The sequence below is a fragment of the Mesorhizobium sp. M0898 genome, assembly GCF_040319695.1.
In the GTDB taxonomy this organism is placed as follows: domain Bacteria; phylum Pseudomonadota; class Alphaproteobacteria; order Rhizobiales; family Rhizobiaceae; genus Mesorhizobium.
In genome coordinates, this window is sequence record NZ_JAMYOE010000047.1 from 1 (window position 1) to 24,614 (window position 24,614).

Annotated in this window: 14 protein-coding genes and 3 pseudogenes; 8 read left to right on the forward strand and 9 right to left on the reverse strand. The window is 56.7% G+C overall.

Annotated elements, in window-relative coordinates; genetic code table 11:
• The first annotated feature begins 796 nt into the window (after positions 1-796).
• The 3 genes from NKH90_RS29430 (at position 797) to NKH90_RS29440 (ending at position 11,606) form a co-directional block, all read left to right on the forward strand.
• Positions 797-5,611, forward strand: a complete 4,815-nt coding sequence (locus tag NKH90_RS29430) for a hypothetical protein (protein WP_352822584.1) — start codon at positions 797-799, stop codon at positions 5,609-5,611.
• A gap of 4,220 nt (positions 5,612-9,831) precedes the next feature.
• Positions 9,832-10,725 (forward strand): type IV toxin-antitoxin system AbiEi family antitoxin domain-containing protein, encoded by an 894-nt coding sequence (locus NKH90_RS29435; RefSeq protein WP_352458833.1) that lies wholly within the window; start codon positions 9,832-9,834, stop codon positions 10,723-10,725.
• Positions 10,683-11,606, forward strand: coding sequence for a nucleotidyl transferase AbiEii/AbiGii toxin family protein (locus tag NKH90_RS29440; RefSeq protein WP_352822586.1), 924 nt, complete (start codon positions 10,683-10,685; stop codon positions 11,604-11,606). Before NKH90_RS29435 ends, NKH90_RS29440 begins: the two co-directional genes overlap by 43 nt.
• A 338-nt stretch (positions 11,607-11,944) precedes the next feature.
• Here NKH90_RS29440 and NKH90_RS29445 read toward each other — a convergent pair whose 3' ends face one another.
• The 5 genes from NKH90_RS29445 to NKH90_RS29465 form a co-directional block, all read right to left on the reverse strand.
• Complete coding sequence (locus tag NKH90_RS29445; RefSeq protein ID WP_352822588.1) at positions 11,945-12,658, reverse strand: hypothetical protein; 714 nt, start codon at positions 12,656-12,658, stop codon at positions 11,945-11,947.
• Positions 12,659-12,880: 222 nt separating this feature from the next.
• Entirely contained in the window at positions 12,881-13,174 is a 294-nt protein-coding gene (locus NKH90_RS29450) for a hypothetical protein (RefSeq protein ID WP_352458536.1), read from the reverse strand.
• A gap of 19 nt (positions 13,175-13,193) precedes the next feature.
• Positions 13,194-13,700 (reverse strand): hypothetical protein, encoded by a 507-nt coding sequence (locus NKH90_RS29455; protein ID WP_352822590.1) that lies wholly within the window; start codon positions 13,698-13,700, stop codon positions 13,194-13,196.
• A 59-nt stretch (positions 13,701-13,759) separates the two neighbouring features.
• Positions 13,760-14,116, reverse strand: a complete 357-nt coding sequence (locus NKH90_RS29460) for a DUF4238 domain-containing protein (RefSeq protein ID WP_352458538.1) — start codon at positions 14,114-14,116, stop codon at positions 13,760-13,762.
• On the reverse strand, positions 14,113-14,556 hold the full coding sequence (locus NKH90_RS29465) for a DUF4238 domain-containing protein (RefSeq protein WP_352509343.1): 444 nt from the start codon (positions 14,554-14,556) through the stop codon (positions 14,113-14,115). The genes NKH90_RS29460 and NKH90_RS29465 overlap by 4 nt, the downstream gene beginning before the upstream one ends.
• A gap of 158 nt (positions 14,557-14,714) precedes the next feature.
• On the opposite strand from NKH90_RS29465, the gene NKH90_RS29470 reads away from it, so the two are divergent.
• The gene (locus tag NKH90_RS29470; protein ID WP_352509341.1) at positions 14,715-15,656 is read left to right on the forward strand and encodes a restriction endonuclease; all 942 of its coding nucleotides are present in this window, start codon (positions 14,715-14,717) and stop codon (positions 15,654-15,656) included.
• A 90-nt stretch (positions 15,657-15,746) separates the two neighbouring features.
• Here the strand turns inward: NKH90_RS29470 and NKH90_RS29475 are convergent, their stop codons facing one another.
• Positions 15,747-16,073, reverse strand: a complete 327-nt coding sequence (locus NKH90_RS29475; protein WP_352509340.1) for a hypothetical protein — start codon at positions 16,071-16,073, stop codon at positions 15,747-15,749.
• 683 nt (positions 16,074-16,756) lie between these two features.
• Here NKH90_RS29475 and NKH90_RS29480 point away from each other — a divergent pair.
• A pseudogene (locus NKH90_RS29480) lies at positions 16,757-17,702 on the forward strand (IS110 family RNA-guided transposase); the annotation flags it as partial.
• A 441-nt stretch (positions 17,703-18,143) separates the two neighbouring features.
• Here the strand turns inward: NKH90_RS29480 and NKH90_RS29485 are convergent.
• Positions 18,144-19,301, reverse strand: a complete 1,158-nt coding sequence (locus NKH90_RS29485) for a porin (protein ID WP_352822609.1) — start codon at positions 19,299-19,301, stop codon at positions 18,144-18,146.
• Positions 19,302-20,344: 1,043 nt separating this feature from the next.
• Here NKH90_RS29485 and hemN point away from each other — a divergent pair.
• On the forward strand, positions 20,345-21,685 hold the full coding sequence (gene hemN / locus NKH90_RS29490) for an oxygen-independent coproporphyrinogen III oxidase (protein ID WP_352515929.1): 1,341 nt from the start codon (positions 20,345-20,347) through the stop codon (positions 21,683-21,685).
• Positions 21,686-21,912: 227 nt separating this feature from the next.
• Here hemN and NKH90_RS29495 read toward each other — a convergent pair.
• Positions 21,913-22,252: pseudogene (locus NKH90_RS29495) on the reverse strand (PIN domain-containing protein); the annotation flags it as partial.
• Positions 22,253-22,986: 734 nt separating this feature from the next.
• On the opposite strand from NKH90_RS29495, the gene NKH90_RS29500 reads away from it, so the two are divergent.
• Positions 22,987-23,673 (forward strand): isopentenyl transferase family protein, encoded by a 687-nt coding sequence (locus tag NKH90_RS29500; RefSeq protein WP_352822592.1) that lies wholly within the window; start codon positions 22,987-22,989, stop codon positions 23,671-23,673.
• A 251-nt stretch (positions 23,674-23,924) separates the two neighbouring features.
• Here the strand turns inward: NKH90_RS29500 and NKH90_RS29505 are convergent, their stop codons facing one another.
• On the reverse strand, positions 23,925-24,125 hold the full coding sequence (locus NKH90_RS29505; protein ID WP_352822595.1) for a hypothetical protein: 201 nt from the start codon (positions 24,123-24,125) through the stop codon (positions 23,925-23,927).
• 119 nt (positions 24,126-24,244) lie between these two features.
• Between NKH90_RS29505 and NKH90_RS34910 the strand changes: the two are divergent.
• Positions 24,245-24,613 (forward strand): annotated as a pseudogene (locus tag NKH90_RS34910) (transposase); the annotation flags it as partial.
• Between the last annotated feature and the right edge of the window lies 1 nt (position 24,614).

Genomic DNA, 24,614 nt, shown 5'->3' on the forward strand with positions numbered 1-24,614 from the left:
CCGATGCAGGTGAAGGCGATCGCCCATGCCAGGATTAAGACCGACAAGATCGATGCCGGCGTTTGGCGCAGCTCCATGCCAGCGGGTATGATCATGACGGTGCCATCCGATCCCCGCTGGAGATGAGCGATTTTCGGCGTATGGTGCGACCATCCGGAACAGGGGCACCGGTAGCACGCCAAGTGCGGGCAGGCCGATGTATTCGATAAGCTGAGAGCTCGCGTTAGTAGCTGGCCGCCCCTGCGACCTGCCCGGTTGTCCCTGACCTCAGCCGCAGTGATCGTGGTGGACCAACCATCTCGTTCATCTGGCGGGCGAATCCGTAGAGTCTGGACAGCTCGGTGGCGAGGTCAATCAGAGACTGCTGTTCTTGCGGCGTCGTCGGGGTGCTCGGGCAGATTGGTCAAGTGAGCGTATCTGCTATGGCAGCAAGGTGCGAACAACCACCACCTCGTTGCCAATAAATGAGTTAGGGTCCAGCGACGACGACTCCAGAAAACCGGCTGTTCTGAAAATAGCTTCGATCGCTGCCCGATCGGCTCCTGGTGCTATATGCACCTCCGCCAAGTCTAGTTGGCATACCGGGTTTGGTTCTCCGATTGGAATTGGCCAATACCGGAATGCACCGTCACTGCAAGTCAGATCGACACCACCCTGATGACGCTTAACGAGCAAGCGGACCTCGTCTTCGATGACCACAGTGGACTTCAGATAGAAGGCGCCGATCTTGGAGATGGTCCAAGGATTGAACGGCGGCTCTCCGGCCGCTTGAGGGCGTCGTTGATTGGCGGGAAAGATGAAGAAAATGGCTAGCCGGAAGAAACGCGGGGCAACGAAAAGGCCGCTCGATGAAGAAGTTCTGCTTCGGCATATGCAAAGCATAGTAGACAGCGAATTCGAGAATCTTGTAGGCGAGGCGCTGTCAGAAATCTGTGGGAGACGCTTCTTTTGTTCGCGAAGCGGAAGCCAGTACGGGGGTGACGGAAGTGCACGAGGCCCGTTTGAAACGGTTTTCGAAGCCAAGCTCTATCGAGACACTACTTCTTTAAATCAGCGCAATGTACTCGGTGGCTTCGTTGAAGCGACCCATCGTGAGCCGAAACCTGATCTTTGGGTGCTCGCTGCTAGTCGGCCTGTCCCAGAGCAACTTGAACGAGCACTGCGCCGCGAGGCGGAAGAAAAAGCAATCGGCCTTCTCACGCTCGACGCTCCGCCCACGGGCGGCTCAGACCTTGTCCAACTGATTGCTATGGCGCCAAAGGCCGCTGCCCTACGGCTTCCGGCAGAAGCCCAAGCCGCAATCGACCGCCTTAGACGGGAGCCAAATTTCTCTGGGCGGGCTCTTGAGCTTCGCCAAAAACTCTCGGGACCCGATTTCACGCTTGCGACGTTGCGTGCGGCAGTCGATGCCTGGTGGCGAGAGACGATGTCGGAACCGCAGAAACTGGTCCATCGCCTCAGGGCTAGACCCGCCCCTGGACGGTTGGGTGACCCGTGGGCCGAATTCGTTCGCCGTGATGTGGTCGATGCTAACAGCGCAAGCATTAAAGCCGCGGCGACAAAGGGAAATCCCTGCTTTTTTGTCGGCGACGAAGGAGTTGGCAAGACTCTCTCCGCTCTTCATTGGCTTTTGGAGAATGCCTCTGAGACCCTCTTGCTTCCGGTTACCAAAGCGGTTTCCGTTTCGAAAGACCCCATAACACTCATGAGTTGCGCGCTCAGCATGATGTTGGGTCGCTCCCCTGCGGAATGGGTCAAGAAAGCCGAGATGTTGCTCAGTTATGACGATATCCAAGCCCCTATCGTGACACTTTTTCTTGACGGTCTCAACGAACGACGAAAGAGCGATTGGACCGAGTTGCTGACGCGACTGCAAGACGAACCCTATCGCCAGCGCGTTCGTGTTCTTGCTACGTGTCGTCCCTATGCGTTCGAGCACGATTTCAATGAGTTTGTTGGACTGAGCCAGAAACCGCAGGTTATCCGTATAGGCCTCTTCGCAGACGCGGAACTCGACCGAGGTCTTAAGAACCACAAAATTCCCCGATCCTCTTTATCCGATGAAATGACGGAATTGCTACGCCGTCCGCGACTTTTCGACCTAGCACTCCGATACCGTGAAGAGCTTGAAAAAGTGGGCGAGTTCACGCCAGCTCGCTTGTATTGGGAGGACTGGAAAGACCGCCTGGCACGAAACCGTGACATCCTTGCGGAACCCGATTTCAAGGAAGCACTCCGGCAAGTTGCAAAGGCAATCGATAAGGCATCGCCGAATCCTTCGCGAATAGCGACGGCTGACCTACATCACGCCGTCCGGAACGCAAACCCTTTTGCGGACAATCCAGAGCGCGTCTTGCAAACACTTACGGAACTGGTTGACGGCGGGCTTGCCGAACGGTCCGGGGAAGATACCCGTCTAACATTGTCATTCGCGGCATTTGCACTTGGCTGGGATCTCTGGCGCCGAGCGCTAGAACTTCCTGCGGATTGGACGATTGGACAGATTGTCAGTGAAGTTCGAAGCTGGATAGAGCCGTGGGGCGGGGCCTCATTCGATTGTGAAGTGCTTCGAGTTGCCAGTTGGGCCGCCGCATTAGCGGACGGTAGGAGAGCAGCCCAAGCCGCGATATTCGCCCTTTGGCTCGATAGGCCAAACCTTTCCGACGAACACGAAGACGACATTCTTGCTATTTCACGGCGCATAAACACAGCTCTTGTGGATGTCGCCGAATACGTCTGGTTCGCAGGCGACGCAGAGGCGTCCGAACGCCTTGCTTATATTATTAGACCCCTCACTGGTGCGAGCGAATTGAGGGTAGCACTGATTGAACGTGCTCGTCATTGGGCCGGCTTGATCGGTCTAATGGAGTGGCCATTCTTGGGGCAAACAGACGACCGGTCTGCTTTGCGTGAAAAGCGACTTGAGCGACTGCGCAAACGCCTCGGCGATCGCTTGGTTTTGAATAAACCGTTCAAGGAGGCCGATGAAACTCTCACCATAGCAGATGGCGAAGAGCCTGATGGATCGCACGCCTTTGGCTACGCCGTTAGCGTTCTTGCTTTTCACAGTCGTGATGACCTGATGCCTTTGATAAGGGTTTGGTCCATAGCCGGGTCTGTTCGGTACGGAGACCATGACGATAAATATATCGCAGCGCTGCTGCGCGGTGCCGAACCCTCCGAGATCGCCCTAGTCGATCAAGCGTTGTCACAAGCGCAATCTTTCACCTTGGGCAATGACATTCTGATGGCGCATGCCGCAGGTTCACTTGGATGGGCAATTGGGACGCCTCAGGCCATGACCGTCGTTGCAGACGCCTTTGACAAATCTGGGCTTAGAGACGAACGACAAGAGTTAATCAAAACAATTTCAGTATGGGAAAGACCTGCAACCGTCGAGGAAGCCATTCAGAAGGTCGCCGACCAAACCGAAAAACCTCATGTTCGCTTGTCATATGCGCGGGACTGGCTACTCCATCCTAAGATGAGACTACCGGAAAGCCTTGTTCGCGAGGCCACGGATTTTGCAAGAAATCTCGACGTTACGGCAATCTATCAATCAAGGGGCCACACTTCCGAATCCGTTGCATTAGAGCATTGGATGCCCGTTTTGGCCCGGGCAGCGCGCGATGATAGAGCAGCCATTACGCGCCGACTTTCGGGTCACGTCGCGGCCGGCCAAGTGTCGCCGGAAAGAGCCATGTTTGTTATCATCATGGAAATGTCGGTACTTGATGCAGCCGACCTTGTGCCGCTTATGTCGATACCTGGAGACGATCCGGATAGCGCGAATCTGCGGATGGCGGCCCAATTTTTGTTGGCAAAGGACGGCGACGAGCAGATTAGCCTGCTCCTGAGCTTGGAACCGTCGCAAGTTATCTATCGTGATTTGGCGCTGACGTTCAGCATTCCGAGTGCCACTGGGCTCGATGCATTGGCGAAAGCTATTCATGGCGGCCTCGAACGAAATCGATTGCGAAGTGCGCTCTTTTTGGTGGCTGCCACGGGTGTGGATTTGACCAATGCCCCGCGCACTGCATTGCTGGAGCGCCTGAGACAATCATCTCCGCATTGCCGAGCGCCCGAACTGGAGATTTTGGCTAAATCCGATGCGCCTGCGGCGGCTGCCGAGTTGATCGCCTTGGATTGGACTGTCGGGAATGCCCGAGACGATGATGAAGCCTTCTGGGGAAGTTTGGTTCTCGCAAAGGCGTCGCTTTCCCTCAATGAGGTGGTTCGGCGTCTTCATCCTCGCCATCTTGTGCGCGCCGCCGAGAATACAAAGGATGGGCCAGCGGTGATCAGTGCCATTTTGATCGCCAAACTGCGGTCAGTCTTGGACGCAGAGAAGCGACCATTGCCGGCGACGTCCATTTCCAATTTTGCAACCGATGACACTCAACTGGAAACTCGAAGTGTCACGCTTCAGCACGGTCTCAATAAATCGGCTCTCACGCTGGCCGAACGATTTCGATTGGGGTTCGATGCCGATGCGCGCCAAGAAATCATTGACCAAGCAATTGAGGCTGTTCAGCGTTCGGATCAATCGACCCTTGCAAGCGGCAGGCGGCGTCCCGACTGGACCATTCCGAGCGCTGGCCTTGAAACGCTCTGGACCGCAGAGCCGACCGCCTTTGAGGCTATTGCGGATTTCCTCTCGATTCAGTCTGCTGACAATCTGAATCAACTCGCTGTCCATGAGCCTGGTCTGCTATATCCGATGGTCTCCGTTGGACTCAAATGCGGCCCAATTCGTTTTGCCTCGATATGGCGTAACCTCCTGTCTACGAGACATCATACTGTATATCGAACGAACCTCGGCTCGGACTGGCTTCTCACCATGCCTTTCGCGTGCACGAGCCCCAAGGGGTGGGTACTTCAGATTGAAGCGTTCGACTTCTGTGAAAACGACCGCGAGCTACTCGATTGCACCTTGCACGCAGAGACTCCAGACCTCCAGCAGCGATTGATCGGTTGGACTATTTCTGAAGCCCAATCACCCTCCATCTGGAGACGGGGGCGGGCTATGATTGTTCGGGGCTATCTGGGCCTTTCGTCGCCGCGTGTCGAAGACCTAGAGCGCCTGGACATACAGGCGTCTTGGCTCGGAAATGTCTGGCGCTATGCCGAAGGATGGAGGGAGCGCCGCCGCTCAATTGTTCATTGGCTGGAGCAGTTCAGGTCAGCCGACAATGGCATATCCGCGTCAGCGGATTTCGAACTCCTCAAGAGCAGTGCTGACCGTCGCGTCTGGCGGATGCTTGATGGATGTAAACTGAGCCATCATTCTCAGATCATATTCGAGCGACAGCGCTCTGAACTTAAGCGAGCGATAGAGAAACGCGAAAAGGATATGGGGGAAGAAATTCCTCGACCAAAAGCTTGTCGACGGCCTCTGGCCTCGCAATATGAAGCTGAATTGAAGCATCCGAACGCGGTTCAGATGAACCAAACGAACTCCGTTCGCGCGTTTCGCAAAATGTGTGCGGGTGTACTTACGCTTTTTCCGCACCTTCTTGGCAAGGGGGTCGCTGCGCACCCCCGTTGCATCCCCCGAGCCGCAAGGTCTTCGCGAAAGATCCAGTATGACCACGTCGATGACCCGGCGTAGATCGACCGGCATCTGTTCAATAATAGCGTCCTTTAGCTGTGCCGTCGTCGTTATGGATAAGTCTTTACGCCCCGCGATTTTCTCACCTGCCCCGAACCATAGAACGAGATAGATGCCTTGATCCGCCGCATCAGGGTGCACGCTATAGCGGTCGTGAAGCTGCGCCGAGGCGGCTGAAAAGAGCTTTGAATGCCACTGCCCTTTGACCTCGATGACGAGCAGCCGCCGTCGACCGTCAATAATCACTGATGCTGTGATGTCGCATCGGTTCGCATGCGCCATGTGATGTTCGATTGTGACCGAGAGGTTCAAGGCCGACATTTTCACCTGTAGCCGGTCAACGATCCGATCGCGCGAACTATTTTCATCGAGGTGCTCGCCGCCCGGATAGAACATGTTGAGCGGGTCGGTCTCGGCGCCCTGAACCCATCGCTGGTATTCCACCAGTTCTTCAACCAACAATGCACGCAAATCCTCCACGGTGGCGATCTTGCTATGGTCGAGAAAATTGACGATGTCCTTTGCAGAGGGCGTTCGAAAATCCTGTAGCGCCTGTTTCCGGTGCGCCGCAGCTTTCATGCTGCGAGCATCCCTGTGGAAATCAGCAAAGCGATCATCGGACAAAAGCTTGTCCAGGACCGGGAGGCTCTGATCAGGAGAATCGCGTCCTATTAGGTGAACCACATCGCTCAGAAAGCGATAGGCCGTTTCGCCGGGCGGGTCGCCCGTACCCCACGAGCTGGGTAGAAAGACCTTCGGCCATACATCGACGTATGCGTCTAAGATTGCAAATACCTTCTTGGCCGAGAGCACAGGCCACCCCACCGCGTCATCCCGATAAAACCGGCCCGCTCGATGCTCCAAACGGGTTATCGTCTGCGGATCAGCCTTTAGCGCTTCCCAAACAGCTCCCGGCGGATCTTCTAGGAAGAATAGTGCCCGCAGAAACCAGAATTTTTGGTCGGACTTTTCGTCGTCGGTCGTAGCTTCACGCCCGGTCCACGCCGCACATTGTTGTTCGATTAAGTGCCGTAGTCTTGAGCGATCAGCATGCTCCGCACAGATGTCAAAGAGCGTATCTCTGGCCCCCTTGGGCATTTCCGGAAACCGCTCCAGCCATTCCAACGCCAGTGTTTTTTGAAGAGGTTTGAATGCCTGTTTGTGACGAAGCCAGCCGACATCGGTAGGTGGGTCGCCCGGTTGAGTTAGCTGGGGTTCGATAAATTCTCGCGCATAGGCTTCGACATCCGAAAGATCCCCAAACAGCAGTCGATCGATCTCGGCTTCCAAAGCCTTGCCTTCTCCTTCCCCATATCCACCATACCCCCCCAAATCAGTCTTCACGGCGGCAAGGACTTTACGATCGATCCGCTCAAGAGTTCCTGACCCGCGAAAATATGCGAGACATGCGGCGTGCAGCACCCGCGTGACCGCCTTCCGTTGTTGAGAAAGAGCTGATAGAGTCGGAACATGCTCGTCGAGCAAGGGGAAGCTGTTCAGAAGCGCTCTGTCAGCGCTGCGAACGTCATCGAATATCTCACCCATCTTTTCGGGTTGGAGAAGGTAGTAGTCGGCAATCAGTCGGAGTGCACCCCAGTGCGCACCGGCCTCGATTCTTGCCAAATTTTCTCGAAAAAAGGCTAGCCTCGCTAGTTTGGTTTGATCTTCCTTGCGTTGCCATCTACGGTTTGATCTCGGCCAGCGATACCGATCCTTGTCTATCAATGAACGGGTTTCACGCTCACGCTTGGACCAGATTCTGAGCAGCTCTGATCGTTCGCGTCCTTGCCTGCGCATCAAGGCCCGGAAATCGTCTGGACCTTTCTTTTCCGAATAAATGTTATGCATGGAATAAAATCCGCCCCACAATGCGGCATTGCCCGTTTCAAAGGCATGGTCGAGCAGGGCACGATAATCACGTAGGTTCATCTGCAACCCCGAATGACGCTGGCTCATCGAGAGGCGCATCCGAACGTCCCATACGTCCTTGTCGTCGGCACAACCTGCGAAAGCGAGCCGATGTATCGCCTGCCGTAATTCGTCGTTCTCGGTCAGTGCCTGCACTGCGATGCTCTGATCTGACGATTTGGTGCGATCAAACGTCAGAGATTTCGTCCATCCCCAAATTTTGTCTGGCGCATGTGTTTTGGTCGACAGCTTGAAATATTGGTCAAGCAGTGAGCCGGCGATCTTGCTGACCTCGATACGACAATTGCGTCGATGTTCGCGTGTTGCACCGCATGTGCAGGTGAGGCCACGGGTAAGCTCGTCGAGAAGCCATTCTGTGCCGGGCAGGTCGAACGTGCTGATAAACTGCCTCACGTAAAAACGAAGCTCCGGCGCCGCTTGATCGCGTCGTTTCCTGACCTTCCCTGTTGCTGCAATTCTTTGGAGCAAGGCGAGTACCTGCTCCCTTCCGATCACCTTCATACCCAATTCGGTGATGATATCAGTCGCGATACGCAACGAGGCTGTATCGCCCATCGCAATCAGGGTTGTGACATCCGGCCCGCGGTCGCGGTCCGGCAATTCCGTGAGAAGGTGCTGCGCACGCATACGAGACGACAACTGGCTGTCAGCGTCGAGCATGATGCAGCAAAGCTCTTCTTCGAGGTGCGGGATAGCGTCGGATGCTTGAAGAAGTTCGAGAAGAAGATCGCGCAACTCGGGCGCGACTTTGTCGCCAGTCAGCTGCTCTTTCAGGTCATCGACCATATCGACGCTGAAGAGGCCAGCCACGCTAAATCGCCGCCAGGAGTCGCTGCGGCGGAAATACGGATCGATTTTTGAGAGCTCGCGCAGTCGTGTCATGAGAAGATGCTTGGATGACGACGTAAGTTGCGACGGGTCGCCGTTGGCCAGCACCGCATAAGGGTCGACGTCGATACAAGCCCGTTGGATATGGGAACTTCCTACAGCCGCCATCCATCCGAGCATGCCCCGAAGCTCGTCGCGCACTACGCTGTTGGGCGCGATTACCGCGAGACACCGGCCAAGGGAAAGCGGATCGGTAGCATCGTCAATGCGTGTCGCAAGATAGCGTGCGGCACAATATTCTGAAACGATGCGATGCACCGGCTCGTGCCTCGCGGGTGTGGCTGATGGTTTGAAGAGCCGCGTGTCGAGCGTGGATTGCAACAATGACAGGTCAGCGGTGCTGACCGCCCGCAGATACGGGAAATCCATATCGCCTGGCTGCTCTACAGAAGATAAGCCTGTTGATCCCGATAACAGCAGTTTTGCAAAGAGCTCTTCTCCGACGCGGATAATTGCATCAGAGGGCGGCCGTCCGCGCTGTTTTGGCGATGCGCTTCGCTCCGAGGTCAGCCTCTCGACCGCGTCAACGAAAATCCTGCTTTTTGTCACGAACTTCCGACCGCTCTGCACATAGGCGTCAGAGAAGAGCTTGAGAAATTGTGGATTACCTAAAAGCGGCACGAGCTCGAAGCGAGCAGCTTCATTGAGGAACGCTGTGAAATCCTCTCCCGGAAGATAGGCTTCAAAAAGCAGCTTCTGTTCCGCTTCGGAAAACGGCAAAAGCCGTACCACGGCCGGCTCAGAGCCGAAGCACTGTTGCAAAAGCCGGGTTCGTGCCGGGCCCCATTCACTGGAGCGACAGGCCAGCACGACGATACCCGCCTGCGACTCCTTTGCCTTGACGATGATCTGATCAATTGCAGATTGGTCTATACGGGCCACTTCATCGAGAGCATCGATGACCAATGACGGAACCTCGGCTATCACCGAGCGGTGACGGAAGCTGGTTGCTGTGCAGAATTCACCACCTAAATGGGCGGCCATGCTCGTCAGAAGATCGCTCTTGCCAGCACCTGGTTCTGCTAGCACAACAATGAGTGCCTCTTCGGCGAGCAAAGCCGCCTCTGAAATGATCCTGTCCCCGTGATAGAGCGATCGTGGAATATAATTTTGGTCCATTCATGCAGCATAAGCGCCGCCAATGTCTCACCCAAGCTGCAATTTAAGATTGGTGGAACGCACGTGACTGGCGTGTGCCTGGATTCGTTCAGTAGTTCCCGTCAACTCCATCGTGCTGACGCGCGGCGCCTATCGGGAGAACACGAAAGAACCCGCTGAGCCTCGCGTATTGAGTAGAGTGCTTGTTTGCAAATATTTAAATTTGCGGCGATCATCGCCGCATTTTTGAAAGATTGTAAATTCACTTTAAAAGTGATAGTTTATGAGAGTCGCAAAATACGGCGATGATCGCCGCATCGAAAGTGTTTTTTAAACCTATGCCAACAAACACCGACCGAAGACAATTGCTGCGAAACCTGGTGCCTGAGGGGCTACCGGTGACGAAGCGTTGGCTGTCCGAGCAGAATCCGGACTTCGATCGCCACGCGCTCGATAATCTGGTCAAAAGCAGGCAGCTCACGCTGGTCGCGTCCGGTGTCTATATACGCCCCAGTACACACCTTACCTGGCAGGGCATCGTCACCGCACTGCAGACCATCTTCCGCACGGATCTAAGTGTCGGCGGATTGACAGCGCTCGAATTGCAAGGATTTGCGCACTACCTGCCATTGTCGAGGCAACGCGCGGTCCATCTTTACGGCAAAGACGTTTTGCCGGCCTGGCTAGGGAGTGCGCTGCCTTCAGTCCAGTTCGTTCGCCACAATCGTCTTTCCTCGCTAGGCGGTTCCGGCCTCGTCAACCGCGAGTACGACACAAACGAGCGAACGCTCGTGGATAGCAGCATACCGGGTCAGCGGACAGGCGCTTGGCCGTTCACCATGTCATCGCCCGAGCGGGCTTACCTTGAAGTCCTGATGGACGTGCCGGGCGCCATATCCTTCGAGCACGCCGACCAGCTTCTCCAGGGCATGACCACGCTCTCACCAAGGCGCATGGAGCAACTCTTGCGCAAGTGCACGAGCGTCAAATTGCGCAGGCTGTTCTACTGGATGGCCGAGCGTCATTCCTACGCCTGGCTGAAGAAGCTTCCCAAACCCGAAGCGCTTGATGAGCTTGGCCTTGGTAGCGGTAACAGAATGCTGGTCAGAGGCGGCAGACTCGATCCAAAATACCGCATAACGGTTCCGGAGGAGATGTGGACACAACCAGCCCTTATTACGGACAAGTCCGACTCCTGACGCGTGTCTTGCCGCTGGTCGCGGCGGAGACGTGTTTCGCCCTCAAAGGCGGCACCGCCATCAATCTCTTTGTTCGCGATCTGCCGCGGCTCTCCGTCGACATCGATCTCGTCTATCTGCCCATGGACGAGCGTGACGAAGCGCTTAAGAAGATTGCTGAAGCGCTCTCGCGCATTGCTGATGCGATCTCAAAGGCGATGCCCGATACGGAGATCATCAGATCGTACGAAGATCAGCGGGATGCCTTGCGTCTTTTCGTGACCCAAGGCGGCGATCGGATTAAGATCGAACTCTCCCCTGTGCTGCGCGGCTCAGTATTCCCCGAGGAGCTACGGGAGGTGTCGCCCGCAGTCGAAGAGCAATTCGGTTACGTCGAGATGCAGCTTCTTTCGATCCCCGATCTATATGCCGGAAAAATCTGCGCGGCGCTTGACCGCCAACATCCGCGTGATCTCTTCGATATCAAATTGCTGCTCGAGAATGAAGGGCTGACCGAAGATTTGGTGAAGACTTTTCTCGTCTACCTCATCAGTCACAACCGAACGATGGCTGAACTCCTACAACCAACCCGCAAGGACATTGCCGGCATCTACGAAGGAGAATTTCTGCGCATGTCGCAGATCGAGGTGAGCCTCGATGAATTGCTCGACGTTCGCGAGCGGCTGATCACCGGGCTAAATCAGGCATTGACCGACGATCAGCGAAAATTCCTGCTCTCCTTCAAAGCCCGTCGCCCGCAATGGGATCTGCTCGGCATTGAAGGGGCGGACAAGCTGCCCGCCGTTCGCTGGAAGCTGCACAATCTGGATCGCATGCCAGAAGAACGGCATCGCGGGGTGTATGAGAACTTGGAGCGGGTGTTCGGCCAGAAACGCAAATAAGCGACGCCGCGCAAGAATCAGGTCGATCCCGTCTCACCGACACGACATCAGGATGTCTTCAAGACGTGGAGGGGACTGCTCCATCTGGTGTGTCATCTCCCGCAGATTCCCGTGTCAGTTCGAGACGCGTGATTGTCAGTGTTCCGTCTTTTGCCAGATAGACCGGAAGGATAACGGTGTTATCACTTTCGGTCACCACGTCTTCGATTACTCGGACATACTTGTCCTGCTCGCCGGGAAGGGAATTGGCCTCTCGGTCCCAAGCTGCGATGGCTCCTGCTAGCCAGTCTGCTGCCCGGATATAATGGTCGAACCACATTACTTCCTTGCCGGTGCTGCTATCCGGAATAGACTCCAGGTATGATGCCCGATGCATCTATGTCCAGAAGTCCAGCCAACCCAACAAAGTTATTGATTGCGTAGTCCCAAACGAGGCTATCGCAGTAATTGATCATGCTGTCACGGTCGCAGAACCAACTAATCATTTCCGGTTTGCGGTCGCCACACAATATCAACGAGATGATGGCAAGGTACAGGGCTAGCAGAGTGAGATCGGTGAAGAGCCCCACATTGAATGAATTGGCCTTCGTTTTTTGGATCGCAGCCTTGAATCTCCGGATCTGTTCGTCGCCTCGTTCCGCCGAGATGAGCGCCGCCACTGTCAGCGCCAAGCTCTCTTGGATGACGTCTCTCGGCTTCATGTCCCCATTACTATAGAAGGCCCGATCCTGCCTCATCGGTATCAGGATGTGAAAATGGCGCGAGTCCCGCAGCCAAGCCGCTGCATTGGCGCCAAGTGTCTTGCTGTCCTTTAAGTCTCTCGGGAGGTTCTGCCGAACCTCTTCGGCAAAGTCTGCGGGAAACAAATCGTACGGGATGATGCTGAAGGCGAAGCAGTCGCCTGGGCGGCTCTTGTCGCGTAGCGCGAAGTCCCCTGCAATGATCCACTTGGTAGTAGTTGGCTTCTTGGCAAGCCAACTACGGAATATCTTTAGGGCACTCTTGTCGAAAGTTTCGATGAAGCAGCTGGCAAACTCTGAGGGCTCGATCATGAGCGCTTTGTAGCGAACGCCCGATGTTCAAGCTAGCTCTGTTTGCCAAGGCTGATCGGCCCGATGGTCGGTCCGTTCGGTGTCGAGGCTTGTCGCAAGAGTGGCCGGTGACCTTCAAGAACGTTCATCTAGTGGCCAGATTTAACTCTCGCTCAATCATTTCCCTCGTTACCACGCGCGCACGATCTCGCTCCCGGTATGCCTTGGCAAATTCCTCGTCGCTCAGGCTCCCATCGCCATGCGCGCCAGGATGTACGTTTGCACAAAGGGTACAGTCCCAAAGGATTTCTTGACGAACTGAGCTCCAGGTGTATCGGCAATGAACCACGGTTGCCGGCCAAAATAGCCGAACTGCTTGGAAATGATCGCGCTAAATAATTGCAGTGACGAAAGAGCGTCTTCGCGCGGCGCCGCATAGGTATCCGCGTTGAAATGGATTGACCGGTTTCGCAGCTTAGCTAACTCCAGGAAATAATCGCCGACACCATCCGCAAAAACACCCCACTCGGAAAGCACGTTGACGGCAAATGGCCAGTCATCGAACGAGATATACGTTTTTGTAGTGAGGCGAGCTCTTGAAACTGCCCCGCAAGTCCAGAACCAAGTGATCGAGGATGCGCACACCCAACGCGCAAGCCCCAACGAGAGCCGGATAGTAGGCACCTACAACGAACGCCTGGCGAGCCTGATGATAGAAGCGATTATGGTACGCAACCAGGGACATTGGCTTTGCGCCGGGATCGACAATGTTTTGAACGATTGCGTCCTGATTCCACGTGCCGTATTCGTCCTTTATGCGCGATATTGTCTTCTCGCGGTTCTCAGCATGCAGCGTCTTTGCTTCATCGTCCCACGTCTCGCCGGGCTCATCGAGGAGCATTGGAGTCGAGTCAAAATCGAATGAGTACGGGTGATACCGGCGCATCGCCCGATCGGCGACTCCCGCGTGATGGGTGTGACTATATACGCCTTGCGCCAAGTCTATGATTGTGATGCGGGTTTGAGGGTGATCTCCCGGGGTGCTTCCCGAAATATAGATCATAACATACGCGCGTGGTGGGTAGGTGCGAAAGCACTCTTCAGGATTGCGTAGCAGCGGCCTCAAGCAGCCTTTTCGTCTACGGCGAACATTTCGGCGCTGACTTCATCCGGGTGACGGTGTGTGAACATATGCTCGACGACGTTACGCCAGTTGAGAATGTTCTGAACCTCACCCTTTCCAGGTACCGCATAATACTGGCAGTCGGGCTCAGAGTTCCGATTGTCCAGATGCAGAACGCGAGTCGGACTGAGCGGAAATATGACGCTCGTCTCCGCATCCTTGAGGCCGCGGAAACGCATGCTCGGATGCAGAACCGTCACCGGGCTGTCTGATGTGATGAAAACCGGTCTCTCCGAAGTTATGATGGACCACCTCATATTTAACAGCAACTCGGCCAGCGATGAGGCTTGGGTCAATTATCCAGCCACATGCGCTTTACATCATCTTCGCCTGCGTCCCGATACGCGGGCCATGATGCCTTATCCACGTCGTACTTTCGTCCGCCGATTTCCACCCTGTCAGGCGGTTCGCCGGCTGCCATGTAGAAGGATCGAAGATGCTGATAAATTTCAGCGGTCCGATTGAAGAAGGATGGATTGCGCAGGTACATAACCGCCGTCAGAAGAGCGATGCCCTCGCGCGTAACCTTGTTACTGAGATCGATATACCCCGTGCTGATTTCTGACCAGAACGGCATGCCAAAAAGCTGCTCAAGATTGCTGAGCTTCTGTTCGAGTTGGTAATTGCGCTGGCCGTTTTCGACGGGGGCATAAAGGTAAAATTTCACGGCGACCTTTGAGATAGATCGCTTGAGGGGATCGCCGCCTGACTTCCCGAAAGTCCAAATTTTTCTCACAGCTACTATCGCAGGCGAACGCCCGCAAGTATGCCTTAGGGACCCAGTGATTGCGTTTATATTTTTGTTGGCTCATGACTTTAGGCTATCGATTCCTAGCCCTTTTATAGCACATCCTGAATGGCTGAATTGGGCTGAATTTGGGGACGGCATCACACATGCCAAAAATCTCGAAGCTAGTTCAGAGAATCCATTTTGAGGATTTCGGCGGACCCGAATTCGAACGATTGGTCTTTGCCTACCATGTCAGGGCCGGATGGACCGATGTCGCATGGTATGGGCAAGCCGGAGGCGATCATGGACGCGATATTGTCGGAGTTGAACGGCTGGACGATGGCCCGCCACGCCGGAGCGTTATCCAGTGCGTCAATCGCAGCAGTCTCACTCAGGCCAAGGCCGAGCATGACATTCAAAGGCTGCTGTCCTCTCCAACGAAATTCGAAGCTCTCAAATTTGTGACGCGGGGCGCCGTATCCGCTAGCCGCCGCGATGCCGTTCAGAAATTTGCCAAGGCGAACGGTATCGATAATTTGTCAATCTGGGGCGGCGCGGAGCTGGAGGAGCATTTGCGCTTGATCGGCGAAGACCTGCTGAAGCGATTTTGCGAGGGAGAGGAATTTCCTGACAAGGCTGCCGAACTGACGCGGTTTGCTGAGGACTTTGCGGGTCTGTCGGATATGGATGCTCTTGCTCAGATGGCCATCGTGTTTGATCGCCCGGCATTTCGCACGCCATTTCAGCAAGAGTGTTCGCTACACGCGTTTAGGCAGGCCATTGACGATACCATCTCCGCGCTGAATACGGGCATTTGGCGAACGCGCGAGGGCGACGAGATAAGGCGTATCCCCTCCCTCCATCATCTGCGGGATCGGCATAAAAAGACGAGCGTGAGTCGTTCCGTGCAACTGGTAGATCAATTGCGACGCGCTTTTGCGTCCGGTCTGCGTGACAAGACCATCAGGCCTTGCGGGTGCGGGAATCCGGATTGCCCCGTATTCACTGTCGACTCAGATGTCGCGGTCAGGTTGAACCAGATCCGATCCGGTGCCCTCGCGGCATTCAGGGATGCCTATCCGAAGTTTCACGTCGAAGTCGGATAAGGGGCGTCCGGTCGGCGCCCCTCTCTTCCGACCATTCAGGCTGCGAGTGCTTGCCCTCGCGTAGGCTCGTAGAGCATAGCGAAGAATTCATCAGCAAGATCGCAAGCTTAATTCCGGCAGTAGTGGATCCACAGAACCCACGAAGCTCGAGCCAGAGAATAACGACTTTCCCGGTATGCGGCGGGCGATTCCTTGATACGTTTTGAACATAGCTTTTGTCAGGGCGCTTCCGCTCTCGCCCATCACGTGGGCCTCGCTACGGCCGTCCAGAGATATGCAATCCCAGTTCAATTTGACGTACTTGGTGCGCTTGGAAATACGCAAGTTGGGAATGTCGCGGTTCCGGCATTCCCGGAACCAGTAATTGTTGGCATTGACATTACCGTTGCGGAATTCCACCCATATGTGCTCGGGCATTGAGGGCGACCTGAGGGTAGTCCCTGTGGAAACGACACCAAACATGTTGTTCCCAAGCGCGGCTAGTCGTGCGGCAATCTTTTCATCGTCAACCTTCGCCAGAATAGGACGATGCCGGGTGCAGGTCTTGATCGCCGCCAGCAGAGCTGCGTGCGTGTCATATCCAACGCCAAATGCAAGCGCTTCGGTGAGGTGCGCAGAATTCCCCCCCCCCCGGCATTGCCTTGCGCAACTCGGATTTCACAAAATCGATATTGTCGAGGGTTAGCAGAATAGAGGCCATGTGACCGTTCCTTTTTCATGATCGTCTGTCGCCAATTACGAGACGACCCAAAGGATCGATTCACGTTTGCAGGTAGTCCATGTCCACTTTGACCTGGCGACAGGTCTGGCAGGAATCGCCGCATGAAGGTTATCCATGTCGATCGGATCGCGCAATCTGAAATGGATTAACCGTTCGCACGCCCACCGGCCGATCTGAAGGGACGAACAGCCTCCACTAGCCCAAATACGTTCAGGGTCCGGACGTTTACACAGGCAACGGGACGATTGCGGCCCGTAATCGGCAGGTCGCTCCTTCATCTTTCACGTCCGCATCGCGCTTCTCGCCGGCTTGCTAAAAAATCTCCTGTGAAACAACACAGGAGGCAGCTGATGGAATTCTTTGTGGGCTGGACGTGTTGATGGACGAGACGGCGGTGTGCGTCGTGGACGGGGAGGGCGCGGTGCATCTGCAGGCGGTGGTGACCGATCCCGAGGCGATCCTCGAGATCCTCAAACCGTACCTGGGGCGCCTGCGCCGCGTCGGCCAAGAGGCAGGATCGCTGTCGCCCTGGCTGCATCCCGAGCTCAAGAAACTCGGCCTGCCGGCGATCTGCCTGGAGACGGTGCATGTGCGCGCCGCGATGGCGGCGCAGGGCAACAAAACCGACAAGGCCGATGCGCTGGGGCATCGCCCATGATGCGCACCGGCTGGTTCCGCCAGGCCTACATCAAGTCGCAAAGCTGCTACCGGACGAAGCTTCTCTTGACCCACCGGCGCAACCTGAAGGCCAAGTTCCTCGACCTGGAAAACGCCATCCGGCACTCACTGAAGGCGTTCGGCATCCGCCTGAGCAAGGTCGGATGCGGCGCTTTCGAGCAGGCGGTGCGCGCCGCCGTTGCGGACGATCCGCTGTCGGCCGAACTGATCGACGCCATTGCTGACGGCGCTCCGCGCTGTGGAAACAGTACTGTCGGCTGCACGATCTCGTCGTCAGGATGGTCGCGAAGAGCGAGCCATGCAGGCGCTTCATGGCGATCCCCGGCGTCGGCCCGGTGATGGCGCTCTCGTTCATGACGGCAATCGACGACCCGTCGCGCTTCCGCCGCTCGCGCGACGTCGCCGCCTACTTCGGGCTGACGTCGCGACGCTGGCAATCCGGCTCAACGATCGACATTCAGGGGCGCATCTCGAAAGTCGGCGATGCGGACGTACGGCGCGCGCTCTACGAGGCGGCGTCAGGCCTGATGACGCGCTTCAAGGGCTCCGACAAGGTCAAGAGCTGGGGCCAGGCGATCGCCAAACGCTGCTACCGCAAGGCCTGCGTCGCGGTGGCGCGCAAGCTGGCGGTGATCATGCACGCGATCTAGACCGACGGGACCTTCTATATCGGCGATCCGGCCGCGGGCCAGGCCGACGCCGTAGCGCCCGAATTTCCGCGGGGATGGGTGAACGGAGGCGATCCATTTGCGATTTCCAGTGCGTCGGGCCGCACCCCCACAATCGCTCAACAAGTTGAACACGTCCTGACCCGACTGGGACTTCAAGTTCGGACGTGAAACCTGGCCGGGTACTGCTGGATGGCAGGGTCCGTCAAGCGGGCGGAAGGATGAGGAAATGAAAGAGCTGCAGATCAAAACACATAATCGAGCGATGAATATCGCCGGCGCGATCATCCGGACCAGATCTGATTGAAACATCGTCCGGCCCCGAGATCGATGCTCCAATCTTGTATAGCTTCCATGCGACGTTCTCTTGGAGTGTTGCGGGATTGGTCCGCTCAACCGGAGCTCAACCCTTTCATCGCGTTAGAATGAGCGTTCGAAACGCAGGATTCCGCCGACACTGCTCTTCTTGTTGGCGTTGGTCCAGTTCACGTTGGAAGCGTCCACCTTGCCGACGGCGAAGTTGCCGTAGCGGCCATAGTCGAGTTCCGCCGTAACTGTGAAATCTGGAAGAAACGCATAGGCGACGTTTGCAGCGACACCATGGTTCTTGAGCTGATCACCGGAGAGCTGAAGCTTGAACGAAGTTGTCTCGTTGAGCTCGTAAGCGGCGCCAGCCCAGAAAGCCCAGTTCCCGCCCCAACTCTTATAGAAGCCGCGACCATGAGCGTCGATGGCGTTCGTGGAGTCGTCGTTGAGCTTGCCGTTGGAACCGTAGCCGAGCATTCCGAACAGCAACAGTTCGTTGGTGACATTGATGTCGACACGGACCTTGGCGGCCACCGATTCGTAGTTGCTATCATAAGCGGCAACGCCGGTGATCGCGCCCCAGCCATGTGTGTATTTCAAGCCGCCGACTACGTGCGGTGCGTAGCTGTCGATTGTGCCGACCACGCCCGAGCCTTCTTCGAGCGAAACCACGGCCGAAAAGCCGTTCCCGGCGTCGAAGTAGTACTGAACCACATTGGTATCGAAAGCGCCGTACGGAACCGGCGTCTGGTTGAGTACGTCACCCGCGCCGCCAATAAACATGTCGAAGGCCGACCAGTCCTTACCAACTCGGAGGCCACCAAGCTGAATCCAGGCGAAAGTCAAGGTGCTGTCTCCGTTGAAGGCATAGGACCGAGAACTGTCCGAAACCGAAGTGTGGCGGTTGCCGAAGTTCATGCGGGTTTCGGTGTAGGTCTTCAACGTGCCGAGTTCGGTCTCCTGGCCGGTCCAAGTTTTCAATGTGAAGCGCGTGTTGTTTTGCCATGTGCCCTGATGCTCACCAGTCCTCACATCCGAGGTTCTTGCGTGATCAACCAATCCGACATGGCCCAAGCCGACGTCGTAACGGACATAGCCGCCGATGCGCACGCAGGTCTCAGTGCCTGAAATGTAGACGTAGCCCGAGCCGTAGACGTCGCAGATTTTAACGTACTCAGTCGGGTCAGGCTCGGCAACGGCGGTCACGGCGCGAGCGTCGGAAACGGCAATCAGTGCCGCAGTTGAGCCGAGGAGGAGGCTCCTAATGTTCATTGTTGATCTCCGTTCAAAGAGTAAACGAATGGACGTCAGCGATGAAGTCTTGCTAAGGAAACAGTCGATAACGATGCGCATTGAGCTGAATTTGAGCAGTTTTGATGCGCTCGTCACGCCAGATTTTCATCAGAAATTGAGAATATGATTGGGTGTTATTGTTACAAATATGCGATTGTTATTACAAATATAATAATCGCCGAAACGACTCCATCCAACATTTCTGTACAAATCATCCCCGTCATCTCCGCTAGTTGTGGGCGGGCCGTCACAAAGGCTTCTACTGCAAATGACGTGCCATCCTGGCGACGCAGCTGCGGCTTGAAGCTCAAGTGTGCCGGCGGACCTTGGTTCGCTCTTCCTTCCTTTTTGCCTTGCGGATCAACCCAAGCACGAACGGCAAACGTTTCGGCTACGGTTCGTCTGTTCGCTTCGCGACAGTTTCGTTCAATGGCGACAGCTTTGTCTGCTGTGAGCCCCGACGTTGAGACATCATGCGGCGGCACCGCTCGGTACGACGCCGTCATTTTGGCGAGCGCGATGATCGGTAATCACGCGCTGACGCGCAGCCTTGCCTCCACCACGGAGTCAGTAGGCGCGCCGGCCTTGGCATTGCGGCCGACCTGACGGTCGCGTCGAGCAGCCTCTCGTCCTGATAGACGGCGCGCCACAGCTAATGCTTCTTGCCAGCAATTCACACAACGAGCTCATCGAGATGCCAGAGATCACTATGGGCTGCGCTAGCTGGCGAGCAAAGTCTGGTCCCAACGCCGTGTTATCTCGTTGGATGCGGCAGCCGCGCTCAGCAGAATCTACTCGACCAGGCGCAGGCTGAAGGGAAGGGATGGTGGAACCAAACGGTGCGCGTGAGGGTCGCGGCGGGAACAGCCATGGCCAGTCGCTGACCGTCCAGCCAAGACTGAACGGCCGCTATTGCTGAGAAATACAAGTTTCGAGCCCAAAGCGGAACGGACTGACATAGCGCAAAGACACAGGCGAGCGCAGCCGTAAGGTTGGTGGTTATCAGCATGGGACGGTAACTGTTGCAGACCACAAAATATCGCGAGGCCGGCCTGCCTTGGTACACTATCTATCCGACTGTGTCGGAGTTCTCTGGGGCGGTCGGCGCCGAGGCTTATGAGGAATGGCTCAGGAACCTGCCGGCTGACGATCCGGTGTCGCTCTATTTCCACGTTCCGTTCTGCCGATCAGCTTGCTGGTATTGTGGCTTCCCCACCACCATCACCCGCCATGATGCGCCGATCCTCAACTATCTGGCGGCGCTGCGTGACGAGATCCGTTTGGTCTCGGAGCGAGCGCCGCAGACGCTGCCCGTGAGCGACATGCATTTCGGCGGCGGAACGCCGTCTCTCATAGGACCAGCCGAGTTCCTGGCTCTGATGGAGTTCCTGCGACGCCGCTTCGCTCTCACGAAAACAGCTACGGTTGCCGTCGAGATTGATCCGCGCACGTTCACGGCCGAGATGGCCGAGGCCTTAGGAGCAGCCGGCGTGAACCGTGTGAGTCTCGGCGTGCAGAGCTTCGATCTCATTGTTCAAAAAGCAATCAACCGGGTTCAGAGTGAGGCGCAGACGTCTGCTGCCGTGGAAATGCTGCGCCGGCATGGAGTAAGCCGCATCAACTTCGACCTCATCTTCGGTCTCCCGCATCAAACGGTGCAGTCCTGCGTCGAGACCGCGAGGGCGGCGGTCGCAATGCGCCCCGACCGGCTTGCGGTGTTCGGCTATGCGCACATCCCGTCGCTTGTAAAGAATCAGCGCCTCATCGAGGAGGCAGTTCTTCCGGGCAGCGCTGCCCGCGCCGAACAGTATGCGGCCGTGGCCGCGACGCTGATTGCCGCCGGCTACCGCGAGATCGGGCTCGACCATTTCGCCTTGCCGGACGACGAGCTCGCGCTGGCACAGAAAACGGGTCGCCTGCGGCGTAACTCGCTGGGCTACTCGGCCACCACCTGCAGAACCCTGATCGGTTTCGGCGCGTCGGCTATCGGCCGCGTCGGCGAGGGGTACGTCCAAAACGAAGTTACACGGGATTCCTACATCCAGCACATCGCAGCTGGCCGTCTGGCGACGTCAAAGGGCTATCGCCTCACCGACGACGACCGCGTGCGAGCCGCAATTATCGAGCGACTAATGTGCGATCTCGAGGCCGATGTGCAGGCAATCTGTGCCGCCCACGGATCTGATCCGATCCGTCTTCTCGATTCAGCTGAACGCTTGGCGATGCTGGCCGAGGACGGGATAGTGGACTTCGAAAACGGTTTTGTCCGCGTACGGCGGGAGCATCGCTTTGTAATTCGCGCTGTCGCTGCCGCGTTCGATGCTTTTCTCGATCGGGATGGCCGTAAGCATAGCCACAGGTGAGGGCAATCATCCAACCGGAAGCTAAACTCGACGCCCTTGGCCGAGGCCTGTCATGAAGCGCGCGTCAAGGATGCGAAAAGCAGAGCTGATCCGCCTATTTCATCTCATCTTCAATGACATCGACCTCGTGGCTGCCACCGAGGCGTTTCCATATTGATCGTGGTAGGTGCGGGACATCTGGGTGTTTCGCCGTCAGCGCATGAATATCCCCGCCATGTGATGGGTCAGGAAATCGCGGTGGCTGCAATCAGCCCGTCCATCGATGACAGACCGCGGCCACGCCGCTTCGCGAGGCCCGTCAGGTCGCCCCAGGCCAGGGCAACCAGTTCGTCCACGGGCAGGACTCTCGGCTCGAAGCGCTGCGGCAGGTCCCGGGCGAGCCATCCGGCCAGTGCGTCACGTTTCCGACCTTTGTCTATGAGGGCAGCGCCGCGCCGGATCTCGGCGATCGACACAACCTGATAAATGAGCGGTCTTCATCGAGCCCGTCATCCATTCCAGCACGCGCGCGTCAGGGCTCGGCCTCGTCACCTCGGAGAGGCCATTAGTGTCGAGCAAGAGCCTCACAATGGCAGACCATGCGGTTCATCGCGTAGCCGCTCGATGTCCAGTTCGGCGTTGCGCAGCGGCGATGCGCAGCGAGTGCCCAGAAAACGGCAGCCAGCTCCCCTTCCGGAAGATCGGAGCGGACGCCACGCAAAAAGCGCCAAATCCTTGGCGCCGGCGGTCTGTGTGTTTGCGCGCTGGCGGCTTTGGTGTACTCCTGTGCCGTTTCGACGAGGCTTCCAGCCGGACCGGCAGGGGAGGAGGCTTTGGCGGCGCGGCCGGCACACGGCCCACCTCGAGGACGAGATCGACGATGTCGGGCAGATCCTCGGTCGCCTCACAAATCGGTGAGGTCGTCGGGGCACCGTCTTCCACTTTTGTTGATCAGCCGCCTTCCTGGCCATGTTCCGAGACAATAAGGCGCCCGTGCGCCGCCGCCTCGATTAACCCAAGACGCGCAAGGATCTTTTGCCGGAGACAACGAGGTCACCATCCTGCGGTGCCGCGTTGCGTCACAGTCGGCATGAGATGTGCAAAGTGGACCGTCGTCAAACGTCAAACAGAGGCGTTGGTGACTGGACTGAACGACCAGAACGGGCTGCTTGCGCCCTTTCGGACTTCACAAAGTTCGAAAATGGCGTCGTTTCAGGGCATAATCGCCGCTTGTCAAAATGTTTGCGACAAGTCCGGTGAAAGCCTGCCGAGTATCTTGTGCTTGGGGGGCGGTTAGTTCCGATAAACTAAGCGGCATACACATGCTAATCTATTTGATTTTCGGGCCGACCTGCAGCGGCAAAACAGACGCGGCAATCCAAATTGCACGAGAGACCGGATGGCCGGTCATTGCGCTGGATCGTGTACAATGCTGTCCTCAAATCGCCACCGGCAGCGGGCGTCCCTCGGATTCCGAACTGCAATCTACCCAGCGGATCTACTTGGATTCGCGCCCGCTAACCGCGGGCATCATCGACGCCGAGACCGCCCATCGTAAGCTGATAATGCAAGTGGATGAGCGTAGTTCCCAGCCGGGGCTCATCCTCGAAGGCGGTTCGATCTCCCTTCTCAATTTAATGGCGCGAAGTCAGCATTGGGATGGCGCTTTTCGGTGGCATGTAAGGCGGTTGCGGCTCGGCAACTCGGAGGCCTTTCTGGAGAGAGCCAAGCGTCGGGTCACAGACATGTTTGTCACAAGAGAAGGACAACCTTCATTGCTGCAGGAACTTGCGGATCAGTGGAAGGAAGATGCAGTCCGTCCCACTTTGGAAGACGTTGACGGATATCGTTGCGCCATTCGTTTTGCGAGAGAGCACAGCTTGGCAATCAGCGAAATGCCGTGCCTTCGCAAAGAGCTCCAACAAGATCTTGTAGAGGCGATTGCGAGAGAATATCTCGAATATGCGCGTTGGCAAGAACGCGACTTTCCAGAATGGCAAACTGAGTGAGCAAGCCTCCCCGGACCTCGCCTGCGGTGCGGGCACGGTAGCTCCTGAGAATTGCGCTAAGTGGTTTGCTGAAGCAAGCTAGTGCCAGGCGACATTAGGTCCGTGTGGCAGCGGAAGGATTGCTTTCGCCACGGTGACTGCGGAGGAGGCGACATGGCTGCACTGCTCATTTCAGGTATGGGACGGAATGTACCGATGACAAAGTGCTGCGCGCTTCGTAGCGACCGCTACCGTGGCTGACTCGCGAACTACTATCCGCCAGCCCAGTCTGTGGCGTCGTCTCGGCTTTCATCGCCACCGCCTTCGCCCAGGAAACGCCCGAGGCCGCAAAGCGTCGCCGTGGCAGTGCGGCACCCGGCAAGATGGGTGGTCATCGGCCCTATCTGATCGACGGGGAGCACCGTGCTTTCGTCCTGGGCGAGGTTGAGCGAGATGCCAACATGACGCTTCATCAATTGACGGCGGCACTGGCTGAACGTGGTCTCCTGCGAGCGTCGGTCGCTTCCTGCACCGCGAGGGCAAGAGCTTCAAAAAAACCGTTCTGCCGGCCGAGCAGCTCAAGCCAAAGCTGATGCGCGGGCGTGCGCAATGGATGCGCTATCAGACCCGCATTGACCCTACGCGCCTGGTCTCCCTGGATGAAACATGGGTCAAGACCAACATGGCGCCGTTGCGCGGCTGGGGTGTGCGCGGCAAGCGGCTGATGGCCCACGCACCATATGGCCATTGGAAGACGATGACCTTCATCACCGCGCTGCGGCATGACCGGGTGGAGGCGCCTTGGGTCATTGACGGACCCATCAATACGCAGGCCTTTCGCGTCTATGTCGAAACCGAACTCAACAAAACACTGAAGCCGGGCGACATCGTCATTCTCGACAATCCCGGTTCTCACAAGGGCCAAGCCGTCCGCGACATCGTCAGGGCTGCTGGCGCAAGGC